Source organism: Microbacterium sp. NPDC058269 (assembly GCF_042881445.1).
Classification (GTDB): Bacteria; Actinomycetota; Actinomycetes; order Actinomycetales; family Microbacteriaceae; genus Microbacterium.
In genome coordinates this window covers 686,719-704,810 of record NZ_JBHVXT010000002.1, presented here as the reverse complement: position 1 = coordinate 704,810, position 18,092 = coordinate 686,719, and the positions used below count along the sequence as shown (strand labels likewise).

The window sequence follows — 18,092 nt, the reverse complement described above, 5'->3', positions numbered from 1 at the left end:
CGCACCTGTGAGAGATCGGGGAGAGGCCGCGCAGGCCTCTCCCCCGCCTCATCACTTCTTGAACGCATCCTTCACGTTCTCGGCGGCATCGCGGACGTTGCCCTTGGCCTGCTCCGCCTTGCCCTCGGCGACGAGCTTGTCGTCGTTGACGACCTTGCCGACGGTCTCCTTCGCCTTGCCGGCGACCTTCTCCGCTGCGGCCTTGATCTTGTCTTCAGCGCTCATGGCTTCTCCTTCTCCCTTACCGACCCCGAGTCTCGGGGCCGAGTCCTCGACGAGGTTCCTATGCGGTGGGGGCCTCGTCCGTGTCCTCGTCATCCGAGGGCACGTGCACGTCGTCGATGGTGACGTTCACTTCGACAGCTCCGACCCCGACCAGCTCGACCATGTCCCGATGGATGGCCGCGCGAACGTCGTCCGCAACCTTCTGCAGCGAGACCGGATACTCGGCGACGATCGTCACGTCGACCGTGATCTGTGCTTCACCGACCGCGACACTGATCCCCTGCGAGAGGTCGGTCGTGTTGAGCACATCCCGAATAGCGCCCACCATGCGCGCGGCGCCCCCGCCGAGCGCATGGACTCCGCTGACGTCACGTGCGGCGATACCGGCGATCTTCGCGACCACCGCATCCTCGATCGTGGTCGTCCCCACTGCAGCCCCCTGCACCGGGGAGACGACCTGGATCTCGGGCTGAGCGCCACCTGTCGTGTTCGTCATCGTGAGTTCCTTCTTCCGTGTACCGTCCGCGCTGCGGACGCAGGTCGCGGTCGGCGACGCCACCACTAGGACGTATGCCAGGCGACAGATGTCACAGATTGGTCGAAAGAAGTTTCAGAGCAGGCACAGCGAGCTGCTCTCAGTGCACTCCAAGGTTAAGAGTGCAATATTGCACTCCATGAGCGACAGTGCAGATTCTTTGCGTGAGCAGCGCAAGCGCGAGACGTCTCGCGCACTCACCGACACCGCCCGCCGCCTCACCACCGAACTGGGCTTCGCCGGGTTCACGATCGAGGAGTTGTGCAGTGAGGTCGGAGTGTCCCGGCGCACGTTCTTCAACTACTTCGAGAGCAAAGAGAACGCGGTCTTCGGGTTCGCAACGATCGATTCCCGCCAGGAGGCACTCGAAGAGGAGTTCGCCACCCAGCACGGAGACCTCCTCGACGACTTCATCCAGTTGACGATCCGCCGCTTCGATCTCTTCAACCCGGTCGAGGACGCTCCTGCCATGTTCGCGGTGATCGAGCAGGAGCCGCGACTGCTCAAGGCCGCCTTCGAGCAGCTCGCGAAGAACGAACGGCGCGACATGAGCCTGGTCGGCCGCCGCATCGAGGACGCACCGGATGCCGAGCTCCGGGCCGCCGTCATCGTGCACACCGTCGGCGCACTGGTCCGCCTGAGCATGGACCAGCTCCTGCACCACCAGTCCACCGAGCCGTTCGCCGACCTCATCACCCGACGCCTCGACCTCGCCCGCTCCCTCTACGCGCCGTCACAGAAAGACCACTGAATGTCCGCCACCGCCACGAAGGATGCGCCCTTCCTGCTCACGAAGCGCCGCATCTGGATCATCTTCAGCGCCCTCATCGCGGGCATGCTGCTCTCCAGCCTCGATCAGACCATCGTGTCCACCGCCATGCCGACCATCGTCGGACAACTCGGCGGCGTCGACCACCAGGTGTGGATCACCACCGCCTACCTGCTGGCGACCACCATCGTCATGCCGATCTACGGCAAGTTCGGCGACGTGCTGGGCAGACGCAACCTGTTCCTGGTCGCGATCGCACTGTTCACCCTGGCTTCGGTCGGCTGCGCGTTCGCCACCGACTTCTGGATGTTCGTCGTCTTCCGCGCCCTGCAGGGCCTCGGCGGCGGCGGGCTGATGATCCTGTCCCAGGCGATCATCGCCGATATCGTGCCGGCCAACGAGCGCGGCAAGTACATGGGACCGCTCGGCGCCGTCTTCGGGCTGTCGGCCGTCGCCGGCCCGCTCCTCGGCGGATACTTCGTCGACCACCTGACGTGGCAGTGGGCGTTCTACATCAACATCCCCGTCGGGATCGCCGCGTTCATCATCGCGCTGGTCGCGCTGAAGCTGCCGAGCAAGAAGGCCGAGAAGCCGATCGACATCTTCGGCGTCATCTTCCTCTCCATCGCCACCACCTGCCTGATCTTCTTCACCGACTTCGGCGGAGACAAGGAGTTCGGCTGGGACTCGCTCGCGACCTGGGCGTGGGGCGCCGGGCTGGTCGTCGCGGCGACAGCATTCGTGATCACGGAGTCGCGTGTGCAGGACCCGATCATCCCGCTGAGTCTGTTCCGCAACCCGATCTTCGTGAACGCCACCGCGATCGGGCTGGTGCTCGGAATCGGCATGTTCGCGGCGATCGGGTTCGTGCCGACGTTCCTGCAGATGTCGTCCGGCACGTCTGCGGCGGAATCCGGTCTGCTGATGATTCCGATGATGGTCGGCCTCATGGGCACGTCGATCTTCTCCGGTATCGCGATCTCGAAGACCGGCAGGTACAAGATCTATCCGATCCTCGGCACCATCATCACGGGCATCGCGATGGTCTCGATGACCACGCTGTCGGCGTCGACCCCGATCTGGCTGATCTGCGTGTTCCTGTTCGTGTTCGGCGCCGGGCTGGGCCTCATCATGCAGGTCGTCGTCCTGGTCGTGCAGAACGCGGTCCCGGCCGGCGAGATCGGCACCGCGACCAGCACGAACAACTACTTCCGCGAAGTCGGTGCGTCTCTGGGGACCGCGGTTTTCGGCACGATCTTCACGACACGGTTGACCGAGAACCTGCTCGGCGTCTTCGCGAGTGCCGGCGCCTCACCGGATGCCGCGTCCGAAGCCGCGTCGACGATCGATCCGTCGACGCTGAGCTCGCTGCCGGACGAGGTGCGCGAGGGGATCGTCACCGCGTACGCGGATGCTCTGGCGCCCGTGTTCTGGTATCTCGTGCCGTTCATCGTCCTCGCCTTCCTGCTCTCGCTGTTCCTCAAGCAGATCCCGCTGTCGGACCAGGCCGGACTCGTCGCGCGCGGCGAGGCCATCAGCGGCGACGAGGCGGAACGACTGGAGGCGGAACAGCGCGGCGTGGGACGCGCAGATGCCGTTCCGAGCGGGTCCCCGGCTGCGGAGCCCCGCCCGGCGGATACCGGCTCCACCCCCGTCGCGCGGTGAGACGTGCGGCCCCTGCCCCGCTTGGGGCAGGGGCCGCCGTCTGTCAAGGGGCTCCTCTTCCGGCCCCGGATCGGGCATTCTTCAGCGTGGGGACAGCTAGGAGAATGATGGAGCACGATCCTGATAGGCGGTTCACCCTGGTCGAGGTCAGTGCGACCGACTGGGCGATCCACGATCTGCAGTACCCGGAGAACGACCACCGCCGAGTGGTCTGCACGATCTTCGAGGATGCCCCGACCGAGGTGGAGGTGCTGTGGCGCCGCGATCTTCCACTCGCGTTGCGCTACTCCTCGCCCGACGACGTCCTCGAGGCCGTGCGGAGGTTCCAGGACAGCTCGCGCGCCACTCGCCCGATTCCGATCCCGCATCTTCCACCGGTGCGCGGTTCGAGGGGGCTCCGCCGATGACTCCCGCGACACTCCCCGGGTCTTCCGGATGGACGCCGCCCGCCGCTGTGCGCCAAACTGACGGATAGTCGGCCGCCCCCAACCGCCGGCGGTCTGGAGCTCCCCATGTCGACCCCCGCGGCCATGTCCCCCTGGAAGAGGTTCTGGGAGAAGGGCGGCTGGTGGCGCGCGCTCGTCCTCGCGGCCGTGTACTTCGTGCTCTACGACCTGCTTTCTCTCGCGTTCACTCCGCTCGCGCTCCAGCTCGACGACCCGACCAGTGCCGCCGCTGTCGTCGTGTACTACGTCCTGCCCCTCGTCGTCGGCGGGCTGCTCCTCGTCGGATTCATCGCGTCGGTCGGATGGTGGAGCGAGGTCTTCGGCCCGCAGCCGATCCGTGGTCGGGGATGGATGTGGATCGCGATCGTGGTCGTGCTGCTGTTCAACATCCTGCGCTTCGCGACGATCGACTACGGCGACGTCGGATTCGACGTCGTGGCCGGCTGGCTGCTCGCCGGACTCCTCATCGGGTTCGCCGAAGAGGTGCTCACTCGCGGACTCGTCGTGAACCTGGCCCGCAAGGCCGGATACCGCGAGATCGTGGTCGCGGTGATCTCCGCCGCCATCTTCGCCGGCCTCCACGCCGGAAACCTCCTGAACGGCCAGTCGCTGTTCGCGACCGCGTTCCAGCTCGTCTACACCTTCGCGTTCGGCATCCTCATGTACTTCGCGCTCCGCGTCACCGGGACGATCATCGCCCCGATCCTGCTGCACGCCAGCACCGATCCAAGCATCTTTCTGCAGACTGCACATCCGGCCGAGGGCGCCCTCACGGGGATGGCCGGCCTCGGGAACATCGCCGTCATCGTCACGGGCTTCGTCCTGATCTTCTTCATCCGCGGCCGCGTCGACAGCACGAAGACGCCCTTCGCCGAGGAGCGGGGCGAGGCCTGACCCACCACGCCTCGGTCTGCGCCTGTGCCGCGGGGGGCGATGAAAGCCCTCGACGAATCGGAACGGGCAGCAGCTGGAGCGCCAGATGGTCAAGCCCTGGGTCCCCGCTGTCCCGAACAGGCCCCGCCGGGGACGGCCGACGTCCCTGTCGTCCGTGGACGAATGTTAGATTCAGCGCATGCACGCAGAGAGCTCCCGGTTCGGCGCCTCGGACCAGGACCGATCAGGCCGGTGGGCGCTCGCGGTCAGCTTCTGGGTCCTCATTCCGCTGATCCTCGTCGTGACGTACTTCGCGCAGATCTTCGAGTCGTTCGGCGCCGTCGGCTGCGAAGGAGACTGCGACCTGGACATCAGTGTCGGTGCCCGAGCCGTGTACCCGTGGGCCGTCGGGGCCTCTCTCATCGCCGCGGTCGTCGCCGCCGTGGTGTTCCACCTTCGGGGGAAGCCCGCGCATTGGGCTCCGCTGATCGGCGTCATCCTCGTACTGCTGTCGGCGATCGTGACCAGCATCATGTTCCAGGTCGGCTTGGCGCCGATGCACGAACGCAACGACAGCATCGCGAACGGCGAGATCCCGGCCGAGACGACACCGCCGCTCCCCGACCCCGTCGGAGCGTGGGAGGCGAGCGTCGACGGCACCCCGTTCCTGTGGTTCTCCGCAGACGGGACCGTCACGGGCAACGACGGGTGCAACGATCTGAGCGGCCGGTGGACTCAGGACCCCGCGGGCAGGATAGAACTGGAAGCGCTCCTCCCCCAGACGACGAACACCTGCGACGGCGTCGACACGTGGCTGGGCCGAGGGCGCTCGGCCGACATCATCGATGGATACATGTTCGTCAACGGCGACATGGATTCGCCCATCGGCGGTCTGCAACCGGCGCGTTGACTCGATGCCGGTATGCGGTGACTCACGCTGACTGAAACAGAAAAACCCCGGCGAACCGGGGTCTTCATCTGTAGCAGGAGCGGGGCTTGAACCCGCGACCTCACGATTATGAGTCGTGCGCTCTAACCAGCTGAGCTACCCTGCCGCGAGGCATCCGTCCGCGTGAGAAGAATGCTTGCGAGCCCCGAGTCAGGATTGAACTGACGACCCCTTCCTTACCATGGAAGTGCTCTGCCACTGAGCTATCGGGGCGTGCTGCCCCTCGCGGGGCAACCGTACGAGAATACCATCACTGTGGCGTCCTCATGAAATCGAGCCGGTCAGTACGACGTCCGGCCCGCGTTCGCCTTGAGCCACGGCATCGGGTCGATGGTCGATCCGTTGACGATGAGCTCGAAGTGCAGGTGTGCGCCGTAGGAACGGCCCGTGTTGCCGGTCTTGCCGACGATGGTGCCGACCGTCACGGTGTCGCCGGCCTTGACGTTCAGCGAGCCGTACTGCATGTGCGAGTAGTGGCTCGTGATGACCTGGCCGTCGATGACGTGGTCGATGTAGACGGTGACGCCGTAGGCCCCGCCCTGCTCGGTCGCGATGCGGACAGTGCCGTCGGCGATGGCCTGGATCGGCGCACCGTTGCCGGGGACGAAGTCGATGCCTTCGTGCAGGCGCCCGCTGCGCATGCCGTACCCGTAGCTCATACCCACGCCGACGAGGAACGGCCACTGGATCGCGGCGTCGGGGTCGTTGGTGAAGATCTCCCCCGAGTAGTTGATGCCCTGTTCGGCAGCGACCTCGGCGAGCGAGACCGTGCTGAAGTCGTCAGCGCGCGTGAGCGTTTCACTCTCGACACCGGACGGGGCGACGAAAGCCTGGATCTCACCGTCAGATGCCCCCTTCGCCTCGGCAGCGGAGGACGAGACCAGTGACATCGATGCGGCGGAAGCGCCCTGCACGCCGGCAACGGCCTCGGCGGGGAGCGTCATCGACACGGCGAGGAGACCGGCGAGGCTCATCACGCCGACGGTCGCACCGAGCGTGACGGCCTTGCGGATGCTACGGGGGCGACGAGGCGCCACGTGCGCGGACGATACCGGCTCATCTGTCGGCTTCTGCTCCGCCTGCGACTGGTCGTCGACACGAACAGTACGCACCGAACCGGTCGCCCGGAAAGCGCGGGATGCACGCTCGAACGCGTCTGCGTCTGCGCCAGGCATGTCCTGCGGGGTGTCGCCAGCGGATCGCTCGACGGGCTCAGCAATCTCCGGCGCGACGGCGTCGTCGCGAATCCCTGCCGTCTCGACGAGCTCTTCGACCTTCTCCGCCGCAACGGGCGCGGCGGGAACATCAGCGATGATCGGCTCGGGGCTCGCGGCGATGAAAGGCTCGACCAGCGCTTCGGCGGCGAGTTCGTCGGGAGTCTGGCGCTGGCGGGCGGCACGTCGGGAAAGAGGAGCGACGGCAGCGAGGGCGATGGCGGTGGACTCTGCAGCAGAGATGGCTGCCGTCGTTCCCGCCGCGGGGGCCTCAGAGGCCGCTGTGCGGAGTCGGCTGGACCGGCGCGTGAGCGCAGAGGCAGCCTGGGAATTCTCGAAGGGCAAAGCGTTTCTCTCGGTCGTACGTCAAGCTCGGGGGGCGCAAACTTCCACTTTCGCCTTCGGGTGACGAAAGTAACGATCGCATAAACCCTAGCGTGATCAGTCTGGGAATGCCATGAATCGTTCAGGGTTTCTCGTCGAGGATCGCACATAGCCGGGCATGCACTTCCGATCCGCCCGCGATCAGCAGGGGACGCGGAGATTCGGTGTCGAGTCGCGACACGACACCGCCCGCTTCCTCGACCAGGAGGGCACCGGCCGCGAAGTCCCACGGACGAAGCCCTCGCTCGAAGTATCCGTCGAGGCGCCCTGCAGCGACGAAGGCGAGATCGAGCGCCGCAGCACCCATGCGCCGAAGGTCTCGAGCCATCGGCATCACTCGCGCGACAGTCGCGATGTCGCCCTCGTGGGTGGCGGGGTCATAGCCGAACCCCGTGGCGAGCAGCGCTCCCGCCGGCGTCTCGTCGGTCACGGCGAGACGGTTCCCGTTCGCCCAGGCACCATGACCGCGGGCCGCGGTGAACCTCTCGCCGAGCGCCGGCGCGTCGACAGCCCCGGCGAGCGCTTCCCAGGTCTCGGGATCGGGCTCGCCACGGACGGCGGCGATGCTCACGTTGTACGCCGGGATGCCGTACGCGTAGTTGACGGTGCCGTCGATCGGATCGACGACCCAGGTGATCCCGCTGCTGCCGACCTCGGCGCCGGTCTCCTCGCCGAGGAAACCGTCGTCGCCCCGCGCTGCGCGTATGCGTGAGCGGATGAGTGCTTCGACCTCTCGGTCGGCTTCGGTGACGATGTCGGCCAGCGACGATTTGGTGGCCGCCAGGCGGACCCCCTCCTGTCGACGTGTACGAGCGAGCTGCCCAGCCTCCTCCGCGATGTCTGTCGCGAGTTCGAGGAGTTCGAGTTCGAGCGTCACTGAGCAGGCTGCTGCGGCGCGGGCGGAGGCGGCGGGAAGGCCTGCGAAGGCTCCTGCGGAGGAGCCGTCGGCTGCACGGTCGGTGCCGGCGGCACCAGATGCTCTCCCTGAGCATCGGACGTCGGCGCGAAGGGCTGCGTGAACGGCGAAGCACCCGGCTGCGGCAGGGTGGACTGAGAGGGAGCTGGCTGCGGTGCGACGGGGAACATCGACGCAGGCGCCGGGGCGAGTGCCTGCTGTGGCTGAGCGATGGTCGGGTACCCGGTGTAGTAGGCGTTCCAGTCGGGAGACGCATCGGGCAGGGCCGGGAGCGGTGTGACGCCGTCTGCGTAGGTGGGCCAGGACGGCGCCGATGCCACAGCGCGGTCGGCGTGCGTCTTCTTCTTCGGCGCGAAGAGGGCGTTCAGCAGCGGGATCAGCGTCGTGCCGACCGCCACCAGGATCGTGAGCGCGACCACGATGCGCCAATACAGTTCGCCGTAGTGGAACGTGTCGGGGAAGGCGAGGAAGAACACGAGCATCCCGACCAGGCCGACGAGGAACGTGATCGTGACGATGTAGATCACGCGTGTGAACGTCGTGACGTATCGCTGAGCGGCCGGCGTGAACAGGCGCACGTGCAGCAGGGCGAGTTGGAGGATGCCCACGACGAGGAGCAGCTGGAAGAAGCGCTCCGCACCGAAGTAGAAGCCGTCGTCCGGCAGCCAGATCTTCACGGCGCCGACGAGGAGAGCGACGATCCAGCTCACCATGCTGGCGAGCTGGAGCCAGTCGGGGCGATTCGGCGCGAGTCCGGCTTCGAGGATCGCGATGCCAGCGAACGCCGCCAGCAGCAGGATCGTGAGGAAGGCTCGACCGATCAGCCCGTCTTGATCCCCGATGAGCACCCAGACGACGCACACGAGGGCCGCGGCGATGAGTGCCCCGATGGCGATCCACAGCGAGCCCCTGATGAGCAGCGACATGTTCTTCTTCTCACCCTGCGTCTGATGCGTGGTGATGTCCGGCTGGGACATGGCGATCCTCTCGTCGAGCGGCGATGCCTTCATCCTGCCACGCGCGCCGACGGTTGCCACGGCTGCCGCCCCTTTCGGGGGAAAGCTGTCGTCCCTCTCCGCGTCTGGGGAGGAGAGGTCAGCCGGCCTTCTTCGCCGATGCGGCGGCGAACGCTGCGACGCGGGCCTGCGCATCCGGGGTCTCCAGCGCCGCACCGATCGAACGCGCCTCCTCGCTCAGCTGTTCGACGAAGGAGCGCTCCGGCTGCGAACGCACCAGCCGCTTCGCCTGACCGTAGGCGTCGGCGGCCCCGGCCAGCCAGAAACGCGCGATCTCCTCGCCGCGAGCCCGCACGCTCTCGGCCTCCGAGACGGCATCCGCACCCTCGACGGCCTCGGCGACGAGCCCCCATTCCACGGCCTCAGTCGACGACAGCAGTCGGTCCTGCAGCACGAGCTGCAGAGCGCGGCGCTGACCGACGGCGCGGGCGAGCTGAGCGGAGACGGAGAGGTCCGGGGTCAGACCGATGTTCGCATAGAGGCTGCCGAGCTTCGACCGCGAACCGACGACGGCGTAGTCGCTGCACAGCAGGATGCCCAGGCCCCCACCCGCAGTCGTGCCGTGAGCCGCCGCGACGACGGGCACCGCAGACTCCGTGAGCGAGCGGATGCCGGCGTTGATCACCTCGGCCAGCGCGGTGATCTCGGCGCCGGAGGCACCCATCGTCGTCGCCATGTCGATCACGTCGCCACCGGCGCAGAACGCGGGGCCGGCGGCATCGATGAGGATCGCCTTCACGTCGGCCCTCGATGTCGCCTCGGCCGTCGCGTCCTTCCAGGCGTGCGCCAGGTCGGCGTTGAAGGCGTTGAGGCGAGCGGGACGGTTCAGCGTCAGCCGGGCCATTCCCTCTTCGACGGCGAACAGGATGGCATCACTCATGGCTTCTCCTTCGAGCGCAGGACGTGTAGGACCAGCGTAACCGCGATCAGACCCGCTCCCAGACCTGCGAGACGAAGCTCTCCATCCGCCGACGGGTGCCGTCGAGGCGGAAGTCGACCTGCCCCGGAGTGCGCACCTCGTTGGGCGCGAGCGGGTGGGCGAGGCGCACATTCTCGTGGCAGGAGAGGTCGGCGCACATGTAGGTGCCGAACGAATCGCCCCGCGTGCCCGCTTCACCAGCCCGCCGTGCGGTGAGGAGTGCGACCTGGTTGCCGGGCTGCATCGTATGGCAGATGTTGCACATGCCCGACCGCGCACGGCCGGGTTCCGCCGCACGCAGTACGATGCCGACGACGCCGTCGTCATGAGGGATCAGCACGTAACCTCGACGGCTCGCACCCGGATCCTGCCAGGCGAAGAAGTCGAGGTAGTCCCAGTCGACGAGCAGGAAGTCGTGCGGCATCTCCATGAGGCGCAGTTCGTCGGCATCCGCATTGACGAACGAGGCCCGGACTTCGGCTTCGGTGAGCGGTCGCATCGCTCCAGTCTAGGAACCCTCAGTGGACGACGGCGCAGGAGTCCCGACGTTCTCGGCAGTCCGGTCGCGGATCAGGAAGCCGAAGCCGAACGCGATGAAGAACATCAGCACGCCGTACACGGCCGCGGGAAGACTCAGCTCGACCGAGCCGAGCACCGACTGAGCGATGACGATCGCCAACGTGGCGTTGTGGATGCCGATCTCGAACGACGTCGCGATCGCCTGCCGCTTCCCCACCCGGAGCATCCGCGGCACGAGGAAGCCGATGGCGAGGCTGATCAGGCAGAACAGCACGGTGATGAGAGCGAGCTGCGTGAAGTTCGCGACCAGCAGGGTCCAGTTCGAGGCGACGGCGCCCGCGATCACGACGATCAGGATCACGACGGAGGCGATCCGCACCGGCTTGTCCATGCCGGCCGCGAATCTCGGCCAGAAGCGTCGCACGATCATGCCGAGCGCCACCGGCAGGAGCACGATCGCGAACACCTCGAGGGCTTTCGACCATTGCAGCCCCAGACGGTCGTCGAACGGCTGGAAGTAGGCGATCGCGAAGTTGGTGATCACCGGGAGCGTGATCACGGCGATGACCGAGTTGACGGCGGTGAGCGAGATGTTGAGCGCGATGTCGCCGCGGAACAGGTGGCTGTACAGGTTGGCGGTCGTGCCGCCGGGAGACGCGGCGAGCATCATCATGCCGACCGCGAGGATCGGCGGGAGCTGGAAGGCGAGCACGAGCCCGAAGCAGATCGCCGGCAGCAGGACGAGCTGGCAGAGGAGCGCGATGATCACCGCCTTCGGCTGCTTCAGCACCCTCGCGAAGTCGGCGAGGGTGAGGCTGAGGCCGAGGCCCAGCATGATGATGCCCAAGGCGACGGGCAGTCCGATGGTGGTCAACGCTGATCCCATGGGACTCAGTGTGGCGGACGGAGGGCCTCGGTGTCACGGCATCCGCGGGTATCGCCACCTTGCGCTGTCTCCGTCAGCTCATCGGGCCGGGATCATCGAGAAGACGGTCGCGAACACCTGACTCACGAAGACGGACGCCCAGACGCTCACGGCGATGACGGCGACGACCTGGATCGCGATCATCACGATGAGCGGTGCCGAACCTCGCCCACCCCGTCGCCGGACCACGACGTGGCGGCCGATCACGTAGACGAGCGAGGACAGGAACGCCCATGGCCAGGGGAAGGGGCGGATGACCCCTCGCGCAGCGAGGTCGCGCGCATCGAGGGCGGCGAACCACACGGAGAGCCCGTAGATCACCCAGCCCGACAGTGTGAGGACCAGGTACCACGGCGTGAGGAACGCGTTGAGCTCCGCCACGATGAACCGCTCCACGTCGAGCGACGAGGAGCTGCCCATCGGCACGAGAGCGAGAACATCGAGAAGTCGCTGCTGCGTCTCCGCAAGGTAGCCGAGAGCGGCGATCGTGCTCAGCACCGGGAGAAGCACGATCAGCCACACCCATACCGTGTTCGCACTCGTTCCGGCCGGGGCTGCAGGGGACTCCGACGGTCGCGTGGGGGCCGGAGCGTCCTCGCCCCAACGGGCGCCGTCCCACCAGCGTGTCGCGCCTTTGTCGTCGACGTACCATCCGGCGGGGGCGCTCATGGTCTGTTTCCGAGGTCGGTGCGGGCGTGGATCGTCTGGGACATGTGACCACCCTATTCACGGGGGCGACTGCGGAATGAAGAGAAGGCCCCCGCGGTGATCGCGTGGGCCTTCGGATTCCGCAGTACTCCGCGGAAGTGGTGGCGAGTGAGGGATTCGAACCCCCGAATGCTGAGCAGTCTGATTTACAGTCAGATCCCTTTGGCCGCTTGGGTAACTCGCCAGAGCGCACCCGTCCGACTTGGACAGCCAACCGGGGGCACGAAAGACAAGCATACCTGCCGGAGGCGAGTGCAAGAAATCGAAACGTCAGCTGCCGTTCACGCCGCGTCCCGCGTCCGGAAGCGACTCGGGAGTCCGCAGCAGACCGCCCTCTGCGCGACAGGTCGCGGCGGCGATATCCATGGCTCGCCGCAGCAGTGCACGCCACTCCCCCAGGTCAGACGGCGGCGCCGCGACCAGCCCCTCGGAGACGGCCGCGAGAGTCGCGTCCCCCGCGCCGACGGTGTCGATCACGGCGCCGGGCAGCTGAGTGATGGGCGCGGAGACGATGCCCGCATCCGCGTCGATCGTGGCGCCGTCGGCTCCTGCGGTCGCGAGGACGGCAGCAGCACCGAGGGCTCGCAGACGCACGCGCAGCGCGTCGAGGTCACCGTCGTAGAGGATCGCCGCGTCATCCGCTCCGACCTTGACGATGCTGGCCGAGGTCGCGAGCCGCTCGAACCCGCGGACGAACTCCTCACGGTCGCTGAGCATTCCGGTGCGCGGGTTGGGGTCGACCGCCACGCGGGCATCACCCAGGGCATCGACCAGGGCGTCGACCTCTGCCGGCGCGTCGAAGGGGAAGCAGCTGATCGCGACGAGGCCGGCATCGGCGATCGCCTCGCGTGCCTCGTCGGAGTATCGGATGCTGCGCTTCTGGGCGGCATCATTGAAGACGTACTGCGGTTCGCCGTTCGCCGCCCGCTGCACGATCGCCCGCGACGAGCCGAGCGGGGCATCGCTCGGGATCAGGCGCACTCCATGGTCGGACAGGTACTCGCGGATGTGGGCGCCGGCCTCGTCGTCTCCCACCATCGCGATCAGAGTCGTCGCCACACCCAGACGTCGCAGGCCGACGGCGACGTTGAGCGCTGCACCGCCGACCAACTCGCGCACCCCGGAGTCGTCGCGGATCTCATCGATCAGGGCATCGCCGATCACGACCACGGAACCGGCGGAAGAAGTCTGGTTGCTCACTCGCTGACACTATCGCGGCCCAGGAGAGCCCACGGCAACGCCGCGATCCTCTCCCACCCCTCTGTGGAAGAGCAGTACGGTATCGCCATGAGACCCCGACTCACCGGCGCTGCTGCGGCTGTCGTCCTCCTCCTCGCTCTGACGGCGTGCACCCCGCAGGCAGACGGCGGCGGAAGTGCTTCGCCGAGCCCCACGGAGAGCGACGCGGCCGGTGCAGAGGAGACCAGCACCCCATCGCCCAGCCCGACCCCGACCACCGCACCCGTCGCGCTCCCGACGGACTGCCGCGCGATCCTGTCGGAATCCGTCCTCGCCGAACTCGGAGACACCCCGCTCAACGATGCTGCCTTCGGGCCTTCCGGCGTCGGCACGGACGGCGCCCTCACCTGCAACTGGGCCGACCCGCGCGCGGACACCACCAGGCTCACCACGACGATCTCCCGAATGAGCCGCGGACCCGCACTCGACATGCTCAACGCCCTCGCGAACGACGAGGGCTTCTCCTGCTTCACCCCGGACGGCGGCACTCGCTGCGAGAAGACCTGGCCCAACGAGCAGTACCCCGTGACCGACGGCCGCACCCTGTTCTGGCGTGAGGACGTGCTGATCGACACGAGCTACTCGAACCTCGCCCCCGCCGGCTACACCTCGAGCATCGTCGAGCACATCTTCGACTGACCCCTCCCTCCTCCGCGCCACGGGATCCTCTGTCGACTGCACGACTTCTCGACGAGCGCACGGCTTGGCGACGCACGTATCCCGTGCGGTGGGCAGCTTCCCGTGCACTCGACGGGTGGGCGCGACGACACCCGGGCACGAAGAAGGCCCCAGGGCGAACCCTGGGGCCTTCTCAGTCACTCAGTACTCAGCGCTGCGGCTCTCGCCTCAGTTGTAAGTACCGGGGGTGATGTCGTCCGTCGAGAACGCGTCGAAGTCGACGTAGCCGAAGTCGCCGTCCGCGTACGCGCCGTCGGATGCGAAGATCCGGTTCGGGTAGCGCTCGCTCTTGGCTTCCTCGGTGGCCTCGACCGTGACGTCGCGGTACTTCGAGAGACCGGTTCCGGCGGGGATGAGCTTACCGATGATGACGTTCTCCTTGAGACCGACCAGCGGGTCGCGCTTACCCTGCATCGCAGCCTCGGTGAGCACGCGGGTCGTCTCCTGGAAGGAGGCGGCCGACAGCCACGACTCGGTCGCGAGCGACGCCTTCGTGATACCCATCAGCTCCGGACGGCCCGACGCGGGGCGCTTGCCCTCTGCCACGGCCTCGCGGTTGATCGACTGGTAGCGCTTGAGGTCGACCATCTCGCCCGGGAGCAGGGTCGTGTCGGCGTGATCGACGACCGTGACCTTGCGGAGCATCTGGCGGACGATGACCTCGATGTGCTTGTCGTGGATCGGCACACCCTGCGAGCGGTACACGCCCTGGACGCCGCCGACGAGGTAACGCTGCACCTCGCGAGCACCCATGACACGCATGATCTCCTTGGGGTCGAGCGTGCCCACCAGGATCGGCTGACCGACCGTGACGTGCTGCCCGTCCTCGACGAGAAGCGTCGCGCGCTTCAGCACCGGGTAGATGACGGGCTCGTCGCCGCTGTCGGGCGTGAGGATGACCTTCTTGCCCTTGTCGGTCTCGTCGATCGCGATGCGGCCATCGGCCTCGGCGATCGGCGACGCGCCCTTGGGGGTACGCGCCTCGAAGAGCTCCTGCACACGGGGAAGACCCTGCGTGATGTCATCCGCCGATGCCGAACCACCCGTGTGGAAGGTACGCATCGTCAGCTGGGTACCGGGCTCACCGATCGACTGGGCCGCGATGATGCCGACGGCCTCGCCGATGTCGACGGTCTTGCCGGTCGCGAGCGAGCGGCCGTAGCACTGCGCGCAGACACCGACGGCGGAGTCGCAGGTCAGGACCGAGCGCACCTTGATGCTCTCGACACCGAGTCCGACGAGCTTGTCGATCAGCACGTCACCCACGTCGTCGCCGGCCGAGGCGAGAACCTCGCCCTTGCTGTCGACCACGTCGGAGGCCAGCGTACGAGCGAACACCGAGTTCTCGACGTTCGCGTCGCGCACGAGCTCACCCTGCGAGTTCGGAGCGGCGATCGGGAGCTCGAGGCCCTTCGACGTGCCACAGTCCTCTTCGCGGATGATGACGTCCTGCGAGACATCCACCAGACGACGGGTCAGGTAACCCGAGTCGGCGGTACGCAGAGCGGTGTCGGCTAGACCCTTACGGGTACCGTGCGTCGCGATGAAGTACTCCGCAACCGACAGACCCTCGCGGTACGAGGAGATGATCGGACGCGGGATGATCTCACCCTTGGGGTTGTTCACCAGACCACGCATACCGGCGATGTTCCGGATCTGCAGCCAGTTACCACGAGCACCCGACGACACCATGCGGTTGATGGTGTTGTCTTCGGGGAAGTTCGCCTTCATGGCGGCCTGAACCTCGTCGGTTGCCTCGGTCCAGATCTTGATGAGCTCCTGGCGACGCTCCGAGTCGGTCGTCAGACCCTTCTCGTACTGCGACTGGACCTTCGCGGCCTGCTTCTCGTAGCCGGCGACGATCTCCGCCTTGTTCGGCGGGGTCAGGATGTCGCTCAGGGCGACGGTCACACCCGAGCGCGTGGCCCAGTAGAAGCCGGCGTCCTTGATGCGGTCCAGCGACGCAGCCGTCTCGACCTTGGGGTACTCCTCGGCCAGCTTGTTGACGATCTGCGACAGCTTGTTCTTGTCAGCCTGCTCGCGGACGAACGGGTAGCCCTTGGGCAGCGTGTCGTTGAAGATCGCCTGACCCAGCGAGGCGTCGACGAGACCGTGACGCTCGTAGCCCTCGGGAGCTTCGCCCTCGAGGAAGGTCAGACCCGGGATGCGGATGCGGATCTTCGCCTGCAGGTCGAGGGAGCCCTCGTCCTTGGCCAGGATCGCCTCGCCCACCGAACCGAATGCACGGCCCTCGCCGGCTGCGCCCGCCTTGACCGTGGTCAGGTGGTGCAGACCGATGATCATGTCCTGCGAAGGCAGGGTGACCGGACGGCCGTCCGACGGCTTCAGGATGTTGTTCGACGCGAGCATCAGCACGCGGGCCTCGGCCTGAGCCTCGACCGACAGCGGCAGGTGGACTGCCATCTGGTCACCGTCGAAGTCGGCGTTGAACGCCGCGCAGACGAGCGGGTGCAGCTGGATGGCCTTGCCCTCGACGAGCTGGGGCTCGAACGCCTGGATGCCCAGACGGTGCAGGGTGGGTGCACGGTTGAGCAGCACGGGACGCTCGCGGATGATCTCCTCGAGCACGTCCCAGACCTCGGGACGGGTGCGCTCGACGGCACGCTTGGCCGCCTTGATGTTCTGCGAGTGACCGAGGTCGATCAGACGCTTGATCACGAACGGCTTGAAGAGCTCCAGAGCCATCTGCTTGGGCAGACCACACTGGTGCAGCTTCAGCTGCGGTCCGACGATGATGACCGAACGACCCGAGTAGTCGACACGCTTGCCGAGCAGGTTCTGACGGAAGCGACCCTGCTTACCCTTCAGCATGTCGCTGAGGGACTTCAGAGCGCGGTTACCGGTACCGGTGACGGGACGACCACGGCGACCGTTGTCGAACAGTGCGTCGACGGCCTCCTGCAGCATGCGCTTCTCGTTGTTGACGATGATCTCGGGGGCACCGAGGTCGATCAGACGACGAAGACGGTTGTTGCGGTTGATCACACGGCGGTACAGGTCGTTCAGGTCGGAGGTGGCGAAGCGGCCACCGTCGAGCTGGACCATCGGGCGCAGCTCCGGCGGGATCACCGGGACGACGTCGAGGACCATCGCGGCCGGGCTCATGCCGGTCTCGAGGAACGAGCTGACGACCTTGAGGCGCTTGATCGCACGGATCTTGCGCTGGCCCTTGCCCTCGGAGATCTGCAGACGCAGGTTCTCCGCCTCGGCGACGAGGTCGAACGCCGCAAGGCGACGCTGGATCGACTCGGCGCCCATGTACGCCTCGAAGTACTGACCGAAGCGGTCCTGCAGCTCGTGGAAGACGTCGTCCTCCGGGCGGAGAGCACCGACCTCGAGGGTGCGGAAGTCTTCCCACACGCGCTCGAGCTTGGCGATCTGCTCGTCGGCACCCTTGCGGATGAGGGACATCTCCTTCTCGGCGGCGTCCTTCACCTTCTTCTTGGCGTCGGCCTTGGCGCCCTCCGCCTCGAGGGCGGCGAGCTCCTCCTCCAGCTTGGCCAGGCGCTCCGCGATCTTGGAATCGCGGCGGTCGCCGAGCGTCTTCAGCTCGAGACGGATGTTGTTCTCCTGCGTGCCCAGGTCGCGGTGACGAGCATCCTCGTCGACCGAGATGACCATGTAGGCGGCGAAGTAGATGACCTTCTCGAGGTCCTTCGGCGCCATGTCGAGCAGGTAGCCCAGACGCGAGGGCACGCCCTTGAAGTACCAGATGTGGGTCACGGGAGCGGCGAGCTCGATGTGCCCCATGCGCTCACGACGGACGGAGCTCTTGGTGACCTCCACGCCGCAGCGCTCGCAGACGATGCCCTTGAAGCGGACACGCTTGTACTTGCCGCAGGCGCACTCCCAGTCGCGGGACGGGCCGAAGATCTGCTCTCCGAAGAGACCATCCTTCTCCGGCTTCAGGGTGCGGTAGTTGATGGTTTCGGGCTTCTTGACCTCGCCGTAGGACCACGCGCGGATGTGGTCTGCGGTCGCCAGGCCGATGCGAAGCTCATCGAAAGTTGTGGACTCGAGCACTAGTTCTCCTGTGTCGGAAATTCTTTTTGAGAAGTCTGCTTCGGTGGGCCCGGAACATGTGTCCCGGG

17 protein-coding genes and 3 tRNA genes are annotated in these 18,092 nt (G+C 66.8%); 6 read left to right on the top strand and 14 right to left on the bottom strand.

Annotated elements, in window-relative coordinates; genetic code table 11:
- Window positions 1-51 precede the first annotated feature (51 nt).
- Window positions 52-225, bottom strand: a complete 174-nt coding sequence (locus ACFVWL_RS11760) for a CsbD family protein (RefSeq protein WP_028502239.1) — start codon at window positions 223-225, stop codon at window positions 52-54.
- 58 nt (window positions 226-283) lie between these two features.
- A complete protein-coding gene (locus ACFVWL_RS11755) occupies window positions 284-721 on the bottom strand; it encodes an Asp23/Gls24 family envelope stress response protein (RefSeq protein ID WP_387182679.1) in 438 nt (145 codons plus the stop codon).
- A 178-nt stretch (window positions 722-899) separates the two neighbouring features.
- On the opposite strand from ACFVWL_RS11755, the gene ACFVWL_RS11750 reads away from it, so the two are divergent.
- The 5 genes from ACFVWL_RS11750 to ACFVWL_RS11730 all read left to right on the top strand — a co-directional run bounded on the left by ACFVWL_RS11750 (window position 900) and on the right by ACFVWL_RS11730 (window position 5,423).
- Window positions 900-1,511, top strand: a complete 612-nt coding sequence (locus ACFVWL_RS11750) for a TetR/AcrR family transcriptional regulator (protein ID WP_387182676.1) — start codon at window positions 900-902, stop codon at window positions 1,509-1,511.
- Entirely contained in the window at window positions 1,512-3,194 is a 1,683-nt protein-coding gene (locus tag ACFVWL_RS11745) for an MDR family MFS transporter (RefSeq protein ID WP_387182675.1), read from the top strand.
- A gap of 107 nt (window positions 3,195-3,301) precedes the next feature.
- Entirely contained in the window at window positions 3,302-3,601 is a 300-nt protein-coding gene (locus tag ACFVWL_RS11740) for a hypothetical protein (RefSeq protein WP_387182672.1), read from the top strand.
- A gap of 105 nt (window positions 3,602-3,706) precedes the next feature.
- The gene (locus ACFVWL_RS11735; protein ID WP_387182669.1) at window positions 3,707-4,534 is read left to right on the top strand and encodes a CPBP family intramembrane glutamic endopeptidase; all 828 of its coding nucleotides are present in this window, start codon (window positions 3,707-3,709) and stop codon (window positions 4,532-4,534) included.
- A gap of 178 nt (window positions 4,535-4,712) precedes the next feature.
- Entirely contained in the window at window positions 4,713-5,423 is a 711-nt protein-coding gene (locus ACFVWL_RS11730; protein ID WP_387182666.1) for an META domain-containing protein, read from the top strand.
- A gap of 71 nt (window positions 5,424-5,494) precedes the next feature.
- On the opposite strand, the gene ACFVWL_RS11725 is transcribed toward ACFVWL_RS11730, so the two are convergent.
- The 11 genes from ACFVWL_RS11725 to ACFVWL_RS11675 all read right to left on the bottom strand — a co-directional run bounded on the left by ACFVWL_RS11725 (window position 5,495) and on the right by ACFVWL_RS11675 (window position 13,263).
- Window positions 5,495-5,568: transfer RNA gene (locus tag ACFVWL_RS11725), tRNA-Met, on the bottom strand.
- A gap of 35 nt (window positions 5,569-5,603) precedes the next feature.
- A tRNA-Thr gene (locus ACFVWL_RS11720) sits at window positions 5,604-5,675 on the bottom strand.
- Between the two features lie 68 nt (window positions 5,676-5,743).
- Window positions 5,744-7,021 (bottom strand): peptidoglycan DD-metalloendopeptidase family protein, encoded by a 1,278-nt coding sequence (locus ACFVWL_RS11715; RefSeq protein WP_387182663.1) that lies wholly within the window; start codon window positions 7,019-7,021, stop codon window positions 5,744-5,746.
- A 121-nt stretch (window positions 7,022-7,142) separates the two neighbouring features.
- Window positions 7,143-7,937 carry an inositol monophosphatase family protein gene (locus ACFVWL_RS11710; RefSeq protein ID WP_387182660.1) on the bottom strand — a complete coding sequence of 265 codons (795 nt, stop codon included), beginning with the start codon at window positions 7,935-7,937 and terminating at the stop codon, window positions 7,143-7,145.
- Window positions 7,934-8,953, bottom strand: a complete 1,020-nt coding sequence (locus ACFVWL_RS11705; protein WP_387182657.1) for a hypothetical protein — start codon at window positions 8,951-8,953, stop codon at window positions 7,934-7,936. The genes ACFVWL_RS11710 and ACFVWL_RS11705 overlap by 4 nt, the downstream gene beginning before the upstream one ends.
- Window positions 8,954-9,071: 118 nt before the next feature.
- Window positions 9,072-9,872 carry an enoyl-CoA hydratase/isomerase family protein gene (locus tag ACFVWL_RS11700; protein ID WP_387182654.1) on the bottom strand — a complete coding sequence of 267 codons (801 nt, stop codon included), beginning with the start codon at window positions 9,870-9,872 and terminating at the stop codon, window positions 9,072-9,074.
- A gap of 46 nt (window positions 9,873-9,918) precedes the next feature.
- Window positions 9,919-10,410, bottom strand: coding sequence for an FBP domain-containing protein (locus tag ACFVWL_RS11695; protein ID WP_387182651.1), 492 nt, complete (start codon window positions 10,408-10,410; stop codon window positions 9,919-9,921).
- Between the two features lie 9 nt (window positions 10,411-10,419).
- On the bottom strand, window positions 10,420-11,316 hold the full coding sequence (locus tag ACFVWL_RS11690) for a bile acid:sodium symporter family protein (RefSeq protein WP_387182649.1): 897 nt from the start codon (window positions 11,314-11,316) through the stop codon (window positions 10,420-10,422).
- 78 nt (window positions 11,317-11,394) lie between these two features.
- Entirely contained in the window at window positions 11,395-12,024 is a 630-nt protein-coding gene (locus ACFVWL_RS11685; RefSeq protein ID WP_387182647.1) for a hypothetical protein, read from the bottom strand.
- A 138-nt stretch (window positions 12,025-12,162) separates the two neighbouring features.
- Window positions 12,163-12,247 (bottom strand) — tRNA-Tyr (locus tag ACFVWL_RS11680).
- An 86-nt stretch (window positions 12,248-12,333) separates the two neighbouring features.
- Entirely contained in the window at window positions 12,334-13,263 is a 930-nt protein-coding gene (locus ACFVWL_RS11675) for a PfkB family carbohydrate kinase (RefSeq protein ID WP_387182644.1), read from the bottom strand.
- 87 nt (window positions 13,264-13,350) lie between these two features.
- Here ACFVWL_RS11675 and ACFVWL_RS11670 point away from each other — a divergent pair, with 87 nt between their 5' ends.
- The gene (locus ACFVWL_RS11670) at window positions 13,351-13,941 is read left to right on the top strand and encodes a hypothetical protein (protein ID WP_387182642.1); all 591 of its coding nucleotides are present in this window, start codon (window positions 13,351-13,353) and stop codon (window positions 13,939-13,941) included.
- A 207-nt stretch (window positions 13,942-14,148) separates the two neighbouring features.
- Here the strand turns inward: ACFVWL_RS11670 and rpoC are convergent, their stop codons facing one another.
- Window positions 14,149-18,024, bottom strand: coding sequence for a DNA-directed RNA polymerase subunit beta' (rpoC, locus tag ACFVWL_RS11665; RefSeq protein ID WP_387182639.1), 3,876 nt, complete (start codon window positions 18,022-18,024; stop codon window positions 14,149-14,151).
- Window positions 18,025-18,092: the final 68 nt, after the last annotated feature.

What these genes read in the sequence shown, in the direction of transcription:
- ACFVWL_RS11755 (WP_387182679.1), bottom strand. Translation starts at nt 721, where the DNA reads ATGACGAACACGACAGGTGGCGCTCAGCCCGAGATCCAGGTCGTCTCC.
- ACFVWL_RS11760 (WP_028502239.1), bottom strand. Translation starts at nt 225, where the DNA reads ATGAGCGCTGAAGACAAGATCAAGGCCGCAGCGGAGAAGGTCGCCGGC.
- ACFVWL_RS11685 (WP_387182647.1), bottom strand. Translation starts at nt 12,024, where the DNA reads ATGAGCGCCCCCGCCGGATGGTACGTCGACGACAAAGGCGCGACACGC.
- ACFVWL_RS11690 (WP_387182649.1), bottom strand. Translation starts at nt 11,316, where the DNA reads ATGGGATCAGCGTTGACCACCATCGGACTGCCCGTCGCCTTGGGCATC.
- ACFVWL_RS11695 (WP_387182651.1), bottom strand. Translation starts at nt 10,410, where the DNA reads ATGCGACCGCTCACCGAAGCCGAAGTCCGGGCCTCGTTCGTCAATGCG.
- ACFVWL_RS11745 (WP_387182675.1), top strand. Translation starts at nt 1,512, where the DNA reads ATGTCCGCCACCGCCACGAAGGATGCGCCCTTCCTGCTCACGAAGCGC.
- ACFVWL_RS11670 (WP_387182642.1), top strand. Translation starts at nt 13,351, where the DNA reads ATGAGACCCCGACTCACCGGCGCTGCTGCGGCTGTCGTCCTCCTCCTC.
- ACFVWL_RS11740 (WP_387182672.1), top strand. Translation starts at nt 3,302, where the DNA reads ATGGAGCACGATCCTGATAGGCGGTTCACCCTGGTCGAGGTCAGTGCG.
- ACFVWL_RS11705 (WP_387182657.1), bottom strand. Translation starts at nt 8,953, where the DNA reads ATGTCCCAGCCGGACATCACCACGCATCAGACGCAGGGTGAGAAGAAG.
- ACFVWL_RS11700 (WP_387182654.1), bottom strand. Translation starts at nt 9,872, where the DNA reads ATGAGTGATGCCATCCTGTTCGCCGTCGAAGAGGGAATGGCCCGGCTG.
- ACFVWL_RS11735 (WP_387182669.1), top strand. Translation starts at nt 3,707, where the DNA reads ATGTCGACCCCCGCGGCCATGTCCCCCTGGAAGAGGTTCTGGGAGAAG.
- ACFVWL_RS11750 (WP_387182676.1), top strand. Translation starts at nt 900, where the DNA reads ATGAGCGACAGTGCAGATTCTTTGCGTGAGCAGCGCAAGCGCGAGACG.
- ACFVWL_RS11730 (WP_387182666.1), top strand. Translation starts at nt 4,713, where the DNA reads ATGCACGCAGAGAGCTCCCGGTTCGGCGCCTCGGACCAGGACCGATCA.